Origin of the sequence: Aurantibacter sp., from assembly GCF_039941195.1 — a bacterium.
GTDB lineage: Bacteria > Bacteroidota > Bacteroidia > Flavobacteriales > Flavobacteriaceae > Aurantibacter_A.
Window position 1 is genome coordinate 1 of sequence record NZ_JBDVFA010000049.1, and the last position, 12,553, is coordinate 12,553.

General features: G+C 34.2%; 13 protein-coding genes. 3 read left to right on the forward strand and 10 right to left on the reverse strand.

Going from position 1 to position 12,553, the window contains the following annotated elements:
• The 8 genes from ABJF52_RS08285 to nfsB form a co-directional block, all read right to left on the reverse strand.
• The coding region (locus ABJF52_RS08285) for an FAD-dependent oxidoreductase (RefSeq protein WP_348148972.1) at positions 1-1,030 on the reverse strand (1,030 nt) is incomplete at its 3' end.
• A 10-nt stretch (positions 1,031-1,040) separates the two neighbouring features.
• The gene (locus ABJF52_RS08290) at positions 1,041-1,322 is read right to left on the reverse strand and encodes a UBP-type zinc finger domain-containing protein (protein ID WP_348148974.1); all 282 of its coding nucleotides are present in this window, start codon (positions 1,320-1,322) and stop codon (positions 1,041-1,043) included.
• A 96-nt stretch (positions 1,323-1,418) separates the two neighbouring features.
• A complete protein-coding gene (locus ABJF52_RS08295) occupies positions 1,419-2,972 on the reverse strand; it encodes a DEAD/DEAH box helicase family protein (RefSeq protein ID WP_348148976.1) in 1,554 nt (517 codons plus the stop codon).
• 257 nt (positions 2,973-3,229) lie between these two features.
• Positions 3,230-4,336: an L-dopachrome tautomerase-related protein gene (locus ABJF52_RS08300; RefSeq protein WP_348148978.1), complete on the reverse strand. Its 1,107-nt coding sequence runs from the start codon at positions 4,334-4,336 to the stop codon at positions 3,230-3,232.
• Between the two features lie 2 nt (positions 4,337-4,338).
• On the reverse strand, positions 4,339-5,172 hold the full coding sequence (locus tag ABJF52_RS08305; protein WP_348148980.1) for a DUF4437 domain-containing protein: 834 nt from the start codon (positions 5,170-5,172) through the stop codon (positions 4,339-4,341).
• A gap of 49 nt (positions 5,173-5,221) precedes the next feature.
• Positions 5,222-5,689 (reverse strand): cupin domain-containing protein, encoded by a 468-nt coding sequence (locus ABJF52_RS08310; RefSeq protein ID WP_348148982.1) that lies wholly within the window; start codon positions 5,687-5,689, stop codon positions 5,222-5,224.
• 28 nt (positions 5,690-5,717) lie between these two features.
• Positions 5,718-6,725, reverse strand: coding sequence for a zinc-binding alcohol dehydrogenase family protein (locus ABJF52_RS08315; protein ID WP_348148984.1), 1,008 nt, complete (start codon positions 6,723-6,725; stop codon positions 5,718-5,720).
• Positions 6,726-6,746: 21 nt separating this feature from the next.
• Positions 6,747-7,406 (reverse strand): oxygen-insensitive NAD(P)H nitroreductase, encoded by a 660-nt coding sequence (nfsB, locus tag ABJF52_RS08320; RefSeq protein ID WP_348148985.1) that lies wholly within the window; start codon positions 7,404-7,406, stop codon positions 6,747-6,749.
• A gap of 403 nt (positions 7,407-7,809) precedes the next feature.
• On the opposite strand from nfsB, the gene ABJF52_RS08325 reads away from it, so the two are divergent.
• From ABJF52_RS08325 to ABJF52_RS08335, 3 genes are all read left to right on the forward strand, one after another.
• Complete coding sequence (locus ABJF52_RS08325) at positions 7,810-8,550, forward strand: SDR family oxidoreductase (RefSeq protein WP_348148987.1); 741 nt, start codon at positions 7,810-7,812, stop codon at positions 8,548-8,550.
• A gap of 23 nt (positions 8,551-8,573) precedes the next feature.
• Entirely contained in the window at positions 8,574-9,971 is a 1,398-nt protein-coding gene (locus ABJF52_RS08330; RefSeq protein WP_348148988.1) for an NAD-dependent succinate-semialdehyde dehydrogenase, read from the forward strand.
• 191 nt (positions 9,972-10,162) lie between these two features.
• Complete coding sequence (locus ABJF52_RS08335) at positions 10,163-11,047, forward strand: AraC family transcriptional regulator (protein ID WP_348148990.1); 885 nt, start codon at positions 10,163-10,165, stop codon at positions 11,045-11,047.
• On the opposite strand, the gene ABJF52_RS08340 is transcribed toward ABJF52_RS08335, so the two are convergent.
• Both ABJF52_RS08340 and ABJF52_RS08345 read right to left on the reverse strand, forming a co-directional pair.
• Entirely contained in the window at positions 11,044-11,802 is a 759-nt protein-coding gene (locus ABJF52_RS08340; protein WP_348148992.1) for a patatin-like phospholipase family protein, read from the reverse strand. The two genes, ABJF52_RS08335 and ABJF52_RS08340, sit on opposite strands and share 4 nt — an antisense overlap.
• A gap of 41 nt (positions 11,803-11,843) precedes the next feature.
• A complete protein-coding gene (locus ABJF52_RS08345) occupies positions 11,844-12,446 on the reverse strand; it encodes a DUF6134 family protein (RefSeq protein WP_348148994.1) in 603 nt (200 codons plus the stop codon).
• Positions 12,447-12,553: the final 107 nt, after the last annotated feature.

The following is a 12,553-nucleotide window of genomic DNA, read 5'->3' on the forward strand; positions in this document are numbered from 1 at the left end:
AACCTTCAAATTTTTCAATACCTTCTAACAGTAACCTTCTATAGGCGGCACCGGTTGCGGCAACCACCGTTTTGGCTTTTAAAATAGACGTATTACTAGAATTTATTTGGTAATATCCTTCTTTACGCTCTATGCCTTCTACTCGATGCGGTACTGAAATAGTACACCCAAATTTTTGGGCTTGTATGTAGCCATTATTCGCCAAATCCCTACCAGAAATTCCCGTTGGAAATCCGAGATAATTTTCAATTTTTGAACTCTTTCCTGCTTGTCCGCCTGGGGAGTTACTATCAATCGTTAATACTTTTAATCCTTCGGAAGCGGCATACACGCTAGCCGCCAATCCTGCTGGTCCTGCTCCAACGACTAAAACATCATAAACCTCTTCATCTAACTGTAAACGAACACCGGTACATTCTCCAATTTCATCAATGGACGGACGAATAGAAATCTCATTCTGACTATTTATCAATACCGGAAGGTCAGCTTCTGTTAAATCGAAAGTTTTTAACATCTGTACCAATTCGTCTTCCTTATCGGAATCAATAAAATTGTACCAGATATCGTTTTTGTCCATAAAATCACGAATGGCATAGGTTTGATTGCTATGTTCAGAACCTATGAGTTTTATGCCTTGTACATTATTTTTTAGCGCATCTTCACGGAGTAAAAAAGCGTTCAAAAGTACATCGCTAATATCGCTGAATTTAGCAATGGCACTTTTAAGTTTTTCAGGACTAATTCTAATAAGCTGTGTATCCTTTAGCGTCTCTCCACATACACCAACCGTTCTATGCGAAAGAATACTGCTTGACCCTGAGAATTGATGTCTTCTATGTATAGTAATGTTGTCATCCTTTTTATCAGGATCAATAATCTTAATACCGCCTGTTAGTACAACGAAAAAATCATAATGTTGATCACCAAAATCCAACACTACTGTAGGCTCTTTGTAAAATTCGACTTCGCCATACTTCTTAAGTTTTTCAACCTGTACATTGGTAAGCTCAGGAAATTTTGGGTCCATCATAATTTTTGATTTAGTAAGTTATAACAGCTTCATCAACGTAACACCAGAGCCACCTTTCATTTTGTTCCGCCGAACTAATCACTGGATGATCCGTTGAATGATCCTTTGAATGATAATGTGCCGTTGCATGTTTGTTCTTAGAATCGTCACAAAAAAGTGTAACACCACATTCTTGACATGTGCGTAAATGCACCCAACCTTCACCTAACCTTACACATTCTTCGCAAACATGTTCTTTAGCTGTCTTAATTTCTGAAATAGCAGTGTTATGCTTGCAAGAACTTTGTGGCATCATAGTTTTTTTAGGCTTTCTATAAATTTAGCGAAAGAACTTGATACAAACCACTTACTTTTTCCCGCTTTATAGTTTTCTAATTATACAATTCAATTAATCTTCTGGCGGATGACCATGAATTTGTTCAAAAACAGTATCAAAATTTTCCCGGAGATAGGAGTTAAGCTTTTTTTGATAATCCAGTTTTAGCCAACTTGTAAAATTATAGGTGCTTTTACTGATACACTTGCTATACACTTGTATCCTATTATCAATATCTCCTTTAAGTAATTTTGCCAATGCTAGGGCATCGTACAAATCTTCACTGTTTTCTATACAGATCTGGGCATGTTGTTCAATGGATTTTTCCAATACTAGTTTGGAAGATTCTCCAGAAAAGGTTGTATCCTTATATAAGGCTTTAATGTCTAAATAAGTGTTTTTAGATTTTGAAAATTCTTCACGAATGTCATCATCTAACTCATGTTTAAAAGTACCTTCAATTTCTTCATCGTCCTTGATACGGTCTATGTAAAAATTCGGAGATTTAAAAATAGCCTCCCAGTCTAAGTCAGCACCCCAAGGGCCAAAACGATAGATGTTGTTACCAAGATCTATAACGGTGAATTTAGATTTATTATTCAACACACGGGAGCCTCTACCAATCATTTGATAATACAAAGTCAAGGATTTTGTGGCTCTATTCAAGATAATGGTATCAATAGTAGGTTCATCAAAACCAGTTGTTAGAATACTCACAGATGTTAGTATCGCCTGCGGAGTTTCATGAAACCACTTTAAAATTTGTTTCCGCTGTTTTTTGGTAGCATTATTGTCCAAATGCATAATGGGTAACCCCGCATTTCTAAAGGTGTGGTATACTTGAATGGAGGTTTCAATACCGTTATTAAATATTAATGTTTTTTTCCCTTTGGAATGTTTAACATAAGCTTCCAGTAATTTATTTAACATGGACGGACTCGTGTATAAGTCAGAAGAGGATTTTACTGTATAATCCCCATTAGAACCTACCTCTAAAGAAGTCAGTCCCATATCATATTGATAGGTTTCTGCTTTGGCGAGAAAGTCGTTCTCAATTAAATTTTCAATGGATTCCCCAGGAATTAACTCGTCATAGTTCTTATTCATTGGCAAGTCCTTATTAGAACTTAATGGCGTAGCGGTAACCCCAAGGACAAAAGAGTTTTCAAAAAATTTGAACAGTTTTGTAAAGGAATTATAGTGGGCCTCATCCACAATGACCAAACCAACATCCGATATATCCAATATGCCGTCATTAAGCCTGTTGTTCAGCGTTTCTACCATTGCCACATAACAGTTGTATTGCTCTTGGTCATCTAAATTGGCCTTGCTGTTGACTACCTTATTGACTACGCCAAAACTGGTAAGCATTTTAGAAGTCTGGTTACAAAGCTCTACACGGTGGGTCATTACCAAAACCTTTTTGGAATGGTTTTTAAGGTATTGTCGAACTATTTCAGAGAAAATTACGGTCTTTCCACCTCCAGTAGGTAATTGATATAAAAGGTGATAATCATCTCTTTCATTATCGAACTTTTCAAATATCTTGCTAATGGCACCTTGCTGGTAACTGTAAAGTTCTTTGTCCGTTTTCTTTTCCTGTATTTCAAATAGGGGCTCTTTCATTTTATCTTTTTCTTGAGTGGGCAAAGGTAAAACCTTCAATAAGTTATTACTAATATATTGAAAAGCTTTCCGAGACAATTAACCGCCGTTTTTATAAATGATATCGATTATCTGATATTCATCGTACTAATCTTACAAAGTCTAACGCTTAAAAATGGAAACTTCAAATTGTGTTATACGTTCAAGAAGGTCTAAAAATTAAAAAACCACTTAAGAAAAGTGGCTTTTTAAATTGATATCAAGTATCTAGCTTAACCTTATCTAAAAGAAACACCTTCTACCAAAGGTTTATACCTAAATATATAAAAGGGTTGTGTTGCTACGCTTTTTCCATTATTAAAGGGTGCTCCTCTGTTTACCTGAGCAGCGGATACATACATATACTCATCAACGTGATTGTAACTAACACCATCTGGCCATACCATATTTTCATCTTGAACCATAGTTTTTACGCTACGGTCTTTTGCCAATATTACAGCGACACTTTTAGTTTCTAAAGCTGTTAAGTAAAGATTTCCATCTTTATCAATAGACATACCGCCATTGTTTGGTTTGTCTGAATAGGTTTCAATTTTGCTATCTAAATCGGCATCTGTGAAATCTTCATTTACCAATTCTAAGGTTTTAATCCGGTAGATTTTTGGTCCGTTTAGTGGGCCGTAGTAAATGTATTCAAAGTTAGCATCGGCAGTAATTCCGTCATTACCAATCAACAAATCTTTTCCGTTTACTGCCAAATGCTTACCATCAATTATTGTTGGTGTATTTTCTGGTTTAGTACTTCTTGTTCCTTCTAAAACACGACGGGTTTTACCGGTTTTCATATCTACAATGATAAAAGCTGCCTTGCTTCCATTTCCACCATTACCAATGCCTTCATCAGCAATAATAAAATAACCATGTTTAGTATCGACTACCATATCATTAGGCTGTGAAATTGCTGGCACACTAGATTCTGGCAAGTAATAAATACGTTCTAATTTGTCGGTTTTTGTATTCCAACCTACTATTTTAGGCGTTACATTATTACGTAGCGCCATATCTATCATCCAAATAACACCATTTTCATCGTTTCGAATTCCCAAGACATTGCTTAAGTAATCATCGTCGGTATCTTTTGGTGTGTTCCATTCCAAATTTGGAAAAGGCGTAGTAGTATTCGTCTTTTTATCAAACTTTACCACTCTAATTTCTGGTCCAAAAAATGGGTGATGACTGTAAACCAATTCACCATCATTGGTAAAAGCAATATTGCCTACCGCCTGGTCTACGGTGGCGTAAGTTTCTACTTCGGAAATGGTGTTTTGTGCTTGCACTGCCATAACTGAAGTCACTAAACTTAATATGATACTTATGTTTTTCATTATTACTTTACTTCAAAATCACCGTTACTTCTTATGTATAGTACCGTTTCTTTTTCTGCTGAAATGATTGAAGTTGCGTTTTCTTCTGCGCCAAAATATGAAGGAGCCTCTAATTGATTTTTAGTTCCCTTTTTATAAAACTGGTGCGTCAATCCTCCAGAAATAACTACAGTTCTAAAATTAGGGCTCAAATTTTTAATTTTTCCACTAAAGCCTGCTGGTAACCTTAAAAGTGTTGCACGCAATTGATTTTCCTCATGACTTCCCCATAAAAATGTAGTTTCAACATTACTCTTTGCAGAAACCCATTCAATATCGTTAGCATTTAACCAAACCATATTGGTTTTATCTACATTTATTGGTCGCTCGCCATTATCAAAAGCTTCCGATGTTGGTTGTACTAAATACGGACCTTCTTGAATATCTAAAAAAGCCATATTCTCATTATCATCAGCAGCTGTAATATGTGCTTCTCCCGCTGGTTGTTGCCAATAGGACCCTGCTGGTAACCATTGTTTTTCGGCTTGTTCATCATCATTATGCAATAATCCTTTAATTACAACGCCTCTATAAGTGATGTTATGAATGTGTGGTGGCGAAGAAAATCCTTTATTAAATTTCACTAAGAAACCTGCTGGTTCGTTTTTTGTTCTGTCTCCCCAAAGTTTTCCGGCAGCCGGACTTTTATCGCCTCGAAGTGGATTTAACCATCCCCAATCTACATTGTCTGCAGTTACCACCTCGTTTACAGATTTTGCCGAATCTGTTGTTGATGTTTGCGCACTTGCAAATGCCGTTGTTGCTATGACTAATGCCATTAATAGTTGTTTTTTCATTTTCGTAAGTTTTATAATGATGTTACCAATCAGTTTTTCTGATGATAGCTTATTCACTTTTCTTCAAATAATCTGGTAATTCTTTACTTAACCAGTCTTGACGTACTGGAACGTGAACATCTAAATCCACCGTTTTTTCCAATGCCCAAAATTCGTGTGGTATATTTTGAGGAAAAACAATCACTTCGCCACCTGAAACAATTACAAATTCCTCTTTGCCGTCTATTATGGTTTTAATTTTAACCTTCCCAGACATAATGTAGGTTATCTGCTCGTTTGGGTGTTTGTGCCAAGGAATGTGAGCTCCTTTTTCCAAATCAAAAATGGTCATTTGTCCTTTTTGACCGTGAAACCATTTTCTTTTAATTCCCTCACCAATAGTTTCCGATTCCATTTCATCAAAATTGAAATGATGCACTTTTGAAGTGGCTACAGAATCTATCGTATTTACTTGTGCATTTGCTGTATTACAGGCAAATATTGCAGTTACAGCTAGTGCTGCTAGTGTATTTTTCATTTTACTTAATTTATTTGACTCATTAAGTCTAAAATCCTTCTAAAACAATTTTTCCTTTAGCCTTACCTGTTTCTAAGAAAGCGTGTGCTTTTCTAAGATTTTCAGCATTTATAGTTCCGAAGTTTTCACCTAACGTAGTTCTAATAGTTCCGTTGTCGATCAATTCAGAAGCTTTGTTTAAAATGTTATGCTGCTCAATCATATCTTCCGTTTGGAACATAGAACGAGTAAACATTAACTCGATATGCGTAGATACCGCTTTCCCTTTAAATGGCATTACGTTTAACGATTTTGGGTCATCTATAAATCCGAATTTACCTTGTGGTTTAATCAGTTTAGCAATTTCATCAACGTGGTGTTCCGTAGCATTTAAACTCACCACATATTCAGGAGCAGGCAAGTCATATTTCTCACACTCTTCGCTTAATTTATTTCTGTGATTGATTACGGTATCTACACCCAATTCTTTTAACCAAGAAGAAGTTTCTTCACGAGAAGCCGTACCAATAATATTCAATTTTGTCAGCTTTTTAGCTAGCTGAACCAATATAGAGCCAACACCACCAGCAGCACCAATTACTAAAATAGATTTGTTTGCATCGTCTTTAGAAACCTGTAGCCTATCAAACAACATTTCGTATGCTGTAAGTGTTGTTAATGGTAAGGCAGCAGCTTCTGCGTATAATAAGCTTGAAGGTTTTTTACCAACAATACGCTCGTCTACAATTTGATATTCTGCATAACTCCCTTGACGTGTAAAATCGCCTGCATACCAAACTTCATCTCCAACATTAAACAAGGTTACATCTTCACCAATTTCCTTTACAATACCTGTTGCATCCCAACCAATTACTTTCCAATCATCACGTTCTACAGGCATTCCTGCACGCACTTTATAATCTGCTGGATTTACAGAAATGGCTTTAATCTCAACAAGAATATCTCTTCCTGTTGCTTTTGGTGTTTCTAATTTTATGTCTTGTAAAGAATTTACGTTATCTATTGGTAAATTCTCTTTGTATCCTATTGCTTTCATCTGACTTAAACGTTTTTGAAATTATATTACTGTGAAAATTTCGCTTTCTGCTAATCTAGATTTTGGTGTTTTTTCTGTGGAATTGAAATCAGATTCTGCATGATATCCTAAAGACACAGCAACTAAAGATGTGTATCCTTTTTCTCTTAATCCGAACTCTTCATCTAAAGCTTTTACGTCGATTCCTTCCATTGGTGTAGCATCGATTCCTAAACTAGCAACACCTAATAAAAAGCTACCAATGTTAAGGTATACTTGCTTTTCCATCCAGTGTTGTAAATCTTTTAAATCGTATTTATGAATACCGGCAAATGTTTTTACAGCACCTAAGAATCCGTTTTTAACATCATCATTAGGGAATCTTCCGTCTTTATCTTCGGTGTCTGCTATATGTTGATAGTAGTCATCATCAGCATCAGTCTTTACACAAAATAAAACTACAGCCGAAGCATTAGTTACTTTAGGCTCATTAAAACTGAAAAAACCTTGAGTTCCTTTTGCAACACGTGCTTTACCTTCGGTAGTTTCTGCAACTATAAAGTGCCAAGGTTGTAGGTTGACGCTTGAAGGACTCATTCTCAACAAGTTTTTGATTTCAGCCATATCTGCATCAGATATCTTTTTGCTTGCATCATATTCCTTGGTTGTATATCTCTTATTTAATGTTTCTTCTAAATTCATCTTTGTCTTTTTAATATGTTGATTGTATTTTTATAGGACAAAGGTAAAAGGGGAACACAGTCAGTTTAGTGTACAAAAAAAGGAGAAGTAAGTATAAAAAGAGGTTTTTATAGTTGTAATTCTTAAAAGATTATTAAAAAAGTCTATTTATGTTGTTTTCAAACACTTAAGAATATAAGCAAATAAAAGAATGCTTATGTAAATAGCCAAAATTGAATACTTCAGAATACATTCTTAATTCAAATAATTTTAGTCTTTGAAAGGATAGAAATTTTTCTGCTCTAAATCAGAAATATTAAATTCTAACTTTTCCTATTTCTCATATCGATTAAATCTAAAATGTATCTGGTTAATTAAGTCGTCTTGTTGTTTTTAATTTTGGTTTTAATCAAAAATAACAGATATGGAAATTGAAAATAAAGTATTTATAATTACAGGCGCATCAAGTGGAATAGGAAAAGCAACAGCTCATAAACTAGCTGAAAATGGATCTAAAGTAGTACTTATGGCTCGTAGCGAGGATGACTTGAATGATTTGAAGATTGAAATAGAAAAAAATAATGGCAAGGCATTAGTAATCGTTGGTGATGTTACCAAAACTAAAGATTTCGATAATGCAGTTTCTAAAACCAAAAAAGAATTCGGCACCGTAAACGGTTTAATAAATAATGCTGGATTAATGCCACTTTCATTTGTAGAGAAGTTAAAAACAGATGAATGGGAGAAAATGGTAGATGTCAATATAAAAGGAGTACTGAACGGAGTAGCAGCCGTATTACCAGAATTGAAAGAAAATAATAGTGGTAATATTATCAATATTTCATCAATGGCCGCAAATAGATATTTTCCTGGTGGAGCGGTGTATTGCGCTACAAAATCTGCCGTAAAAATGTTTTCTGAAGGACTACGTCAAGAATTGGCTCCTAAATACGGAATCAATATTACTTCTATTGAACCAGGTGCGGTAGCTACAAATTTAACCAGCACAATTACCGATGAGGATATCAAAGAAAAAATGGAAGAAATGCAAAAAATGGAAACGTTAGAAGCGGAAGATATTGCAAACTCCATTTATTACGTGTTAACCCAACCAGAAAGAGTAAACATCAACGATGTTTATTTGATGCCAAGTGAACAACAGTAATAATAATTCAAAAACAGAAAGATATGTCTACGACAACAAAACAAGATACATTCAAAACAATAAATCCTACTACAGGAAAAGAAATTGCTTCACATAAATATATGACAAATGCCCAAGTTGAAGAAAGTATACAACAATCTCACAAAGCGTTTCTTAAATGGAAAATGAAGAGCGTTGAAGAACGTGCTAAGGTAATTGCCGCAATTGGTGAAGAACTGCAAAACTATAAGAAGGAATTAGCTACATTGATGACTGATGAAATGGGTAAACTTTTAAAACAGAGTAACCAAGAGGTAGATATATGTTCCGGAATTTGTAAATACACAGCAGAAAATGCACCTGAGGAATTAAAGAATGAAGAACGTACTTTACTAAATGGAGGAAAAGGTATAATAACCTATTCTCCCATGGGAATTATCTATGGAATTCAGCCGTGGAATTATCCTTCATACCAAGTTATTCGCTATACAATAGCAAACCTTGTTTCAGGTAACAGTGTTTTATTAAAACACGCCTCTAATGTAACGGGTACCGCAAAATTATTGAAAGATATTTTTTATAAAGCAGGTTTACCAAGCGGGTTATTTTCTGTTTTAGTAATTGAACATGAACAATCGAATGCAATTATTGAACATAAGTTAATTAGGGGTGTCACTTTAACAGGTAGTCCTGTTGCAGGTGAAAAAATTGCTAAAAAAGCTGGAGCCGCTCTTAAAAAAACGGTTTTAGAATTGGGTAGTAATGATGCATATTTAGTGCTTGAAGATGCAGATGTCGATTTAGCGGTAAAGAAAAGTGCAATGGGAAGAATATATAATAATGGCGAAACCTGTATTGCAGCTAAACGTTTTATTGCAACGGAGAAAGTATATGATGAGTTCAAAGAAAAATTTGTCAAAGCAATGGAAGCCTTAAAAATAGGTAATCCTAAAAATGAGGCTACGGAATTAGGACCTATGGCTCGTGAGGATTTAAGAGATAAAATTCATGAACAAGTTCAAGAAAGCGTAGAAAAAGGAGCTGACGTGTTATGCGGTGGAAAAATTCCTGAAGGGGAAGGTTACTTCTACCCTGCTACGGTAATAAGTAATGTTTCACCTGGGCAACCAGCATATGATGATGAGCTATTTGGACCAGTTGCTTCTTTAATAAAAGCAAAGGATAATGAAGATGCGATGCGAATTGCCAATGATAGTAGATTTGGATTAGGTGGCGGAATCTTTTCTAAAGATGTTCAAAGGGCAGTAGAATTAGCAGAAAAGCATTTTGATACGGGAATGGTATTCATAAACTCTTTTGGTACAGCAGAACCAAGTATGCCGTTTGGCGGAGTTAAAGATTCAGGGTACGGCCGTGAACACGGTGGTTTTGGTATGAAAGAATTTGTAAATGTAAAGTCTATTATGAGTATGAAAGACTAATACAATGGCTAAATATTACTTAAAAAGCACCTAAAATGGGTGCTTTTTTATTATTGAATTATTATAGTCAACTAGATCTAGTACAAAAACAGGTTCTCATTGTATTTAAAAAGGTAACACAGTCCATTATTTCCGTACAATTGCTTCTTTTTATTTAATTTTGGAATGAATTTTTAGATAAATGAGAAGAAATGCAAGTGCTAGAAGCCTATAAACCTTTTGAAATACAAGAAATTGAATTAACAGATTGGAAACAACGCCCCGTTAAGAACAATTTTTTTGAATTGGTAATGATTAAAGATGGTGAAGGCACGCAATGCATTAACTATAATCACTATACCTACGGAAAGAACAGTATGTTTTTATTACCACCCTTAAAATGCCATTCTTTTAATATAGAGAAACCAACACGTTTTGTGTTTTTAAAATTTACAGATTCATTTTTTAAAAAGGCGAATAGTATTAATATTGATAGAAACGAGTGGTTTAAAGAGGCATCGTACATATTATCAAATTACAATCAATTACCGGGAGATATTATCAAGAACGAAGTGGATCGTAATTATCTAGAAAACTTAGTAAATATGATTTTGCAAGAGTCTAGAAATTATAGTGCTGAGTCCGTAAATTTAGTTACTAGTTTAATGACCAGCATACTAGAAATATTGATACGTAATATAAAGAAGAGCAGTTATTTTGAATTGCCTAAGAATAATATGGATGATAGAATTACCAAAATGCTCACCTATATCAATGAAAATATTGATAAAACAGAATTACTGAAAGTGGAAAATTTAGCCGATGTTTTTAAAATGTCACCCACTTATGTGAGTGAATATTTTAAGAAACAAGTAGGAATGTCGTTGCGTGAGTATATTATAAAAGGTAAGCTGAAATTAGTGGAAATACGTTTACTAAATTCTGATTTCCGATTGAATGAAATTGCAGATGAATTGGGTTTTACAGATGTTAGTCATCTATCAAAAACTTTTAAGCGCTACACGGGGTCTACGATACGTGAATTTAAGAATAACGGTGAATATATGTTGTTGAAACGCAATGTATGCGCTAGCTAAAGATTATTTTTATCTATTAGAATCTCCATTGTACTATTATATCCAATATCAAAAATTGAATCTATAGAGCGCATATCAAATGTTCCATATTTACTTAATGCTTCAGGGGAGACAACAAAATCACAATCATTAAACTTTGCCAAAGAATCGTAAGCTGATTTTAATTTATAAGCTCGGTCTAATACGTTATAGGAGTGCTTTAAATCTTTAACCGCAATCGTTTTAAGTGGATTAACATAACTTCCAATAATCTTAGAACACCTATTTTTTAATGGTTCTACGGGAAAATTGTTTAGAATGCCACCGTCAACAAAATAATTACCAGCTATTTCTATAGGTGAAAACACACCTGGAAAAGTTGCTGATGCTAATACAGGTTTTATTAATTCTCCTTTATTAAAAATTGTTAGTTCTCCTTTTATTATATCGGTAGCTGTAATAAATAATGGTTTTGGTAAGGTTTCAAAACTATCATCGGGAAAGAATTTTTTGAATTCATCGTAAAACTTTTCGGTATCTAAAAAACCTGGTTTTTTAAGTGCATAGCGTTTAGCATTAAAAATAGGAACTACTTTGAAAAAATGTAATATCTCTGACCAAGTTAAACCTCCTGCATATAAAGCTCCGACGATCGCACCAGCACTTGTACCTGCTATGTGCGTTGGATAAATATTGTGCTCCTCTAATGCTTTAATCACGCCAATGTGTGCTACACCACGTATACCCCCACCGGATAAAACCAAACCAATATTCATATTCTCCAATATTTTGCTATAATAAATTTAATAGAATAGATTCAATCTCGAGAAACTATGTCAAATTTGACTAGTCCGCCATCAATATTTGCTTTGTCTAAAATTCCATTGCTATAATAATAGGTATTCTCCTTGCCTTTCGAATTTATTTTTTTATAACTATGATTTCCGTTTGAAATAAGGGTGTTAAAACTTCCATCTTGTTCCGAATAGCAGTGAGTTATATTTACGGGTTCTTTAAAATAAAGCAAAATAGTACTGTAATTAATTTGATTAGTGATTACAGTTTCAATTTTATCATTTTTGGACATTTCATAATCATTGTCGACCAATTCTGTAAACGTGTTGGCATGCGTTTTATCATTTAATTCAATAACAACGCGAGCAGTTTTCAATTTTTGTTTTTCAAAGATTACATCATATTTGTATTCTACTTCTATTTCTGTAATGAAACGTGTTTTAATTGCCGTAGTACTTTGGTAAACCTCCTTGTCATCTTTAATTTTTTTGGTGGCTTTTAAAGTTCCAACGACTTTATCTTTCATTACAATATCAAAATTTAAAGTAGTCTTGATACTGCCAGTAGCTAGTTCTACATCACCTAAAAAAATATTGGTAATAATAAATAAGCAAATAACTAGCATTTGATTAATTGTAACCATTATAAAACGAAGATTAAGTAGTGAATTTAAGGTGATATCACTACGATATCGGATACAAAGTTAACGCATTCGAAAAAATAGGAGTAATA

What these genes read in the sequence shown, in the direction of transcription:
- nfsB (WP_348148985.1), bottom strand. Translation starts at nt 7,406, where the DNA reads ATGAATTTAGAAGAAACATTAAATAAGAGATATACAACCAAGGAATAT.
- ABJF52_RS08295 (WP_348148976.1), bottom strand. Translation starts at nt 2,972, where the DNA reads ATGAAAGAGCCCCTATTTGAAATACAGGAAAAGAAAACGGACAAAGAA.
- ABJF52_RS08340 (WP_348148992.1), bottom strand. Translation starts at nt 11,802, where the DNA reads ATGAATATTGGTTTGGTTTTATCCGGTGGGGGTATACGTGGTGTAGCA.
- ABJF52_RS08330 (WP_348148988.1), top strand. Translation starts at nt 8,574, where the DNA reads ATGTCTACGACAACAAAACAAGATACATTCAAAACAATAAATCCTACT.
- ABJF52_RS08290 (WP_348148974.1), bottom strand. Translation starts at nt 1,322, where the DNA reads ATGCCACAAAGTTCTTGCAAGCATAACACTGCTATTTCAGAAATTAAG.
- ABJF52_RS08345 (WP_348148994.1), bottom strand. Translation starts at nt 12,446, where the DNA reads ATGCTAGTTATTTGCTTATTTATTATTACCAATATTTTTTTAGGTGAT.
- ABJF52_RS08305 (WP_348148980.1), bottom strand. Translation starts at nt 5,172, where the DNA reads ATGAAAAAACAACTATTAATGGCATTAGTCATAGCAACAACGGCATTT.
- ABJF52_RS08325 (WP_348148987.1), top strand. Translation starts at nt 7,810, where the DNA reads ATGGAAATTGAAAATAAAGTATTTATAATTACAGGCGCATCAAGTGGA.
- ABJF52_RS08310 (WP_348148982.1), bottom strand. Translation starts at nt 5,689, where the DNA reads ATGAAAAATACACTAGCAGCACTAGCTGTAACTGCAATATTTGCCTGT.
- ABJF52_RS08335 (WP_348148990.1), top strand. Translation starts at nt 10,163, where the DNA reads ATGCAAGTGCTAGAAGCCTATAAACCTTTTGAAATACAAGAAATTGAA.
- ABJF52_RS08300 (WP_348148978.1), bottom strand. Translation starts at nt 4,336, where the DNA reads ATGAAAAACATAAGTATCATATTAAGTTTAGTGACTTCAGTTATGGCA.
- ABJF52_RS08315 (WP_348148984.1), bottom strand. Translation starts at nt 6,725, where the DNA reads ATGAAAGCAATAGGATACAAAGAGAATTTACCAATAGATAACGTAAAT.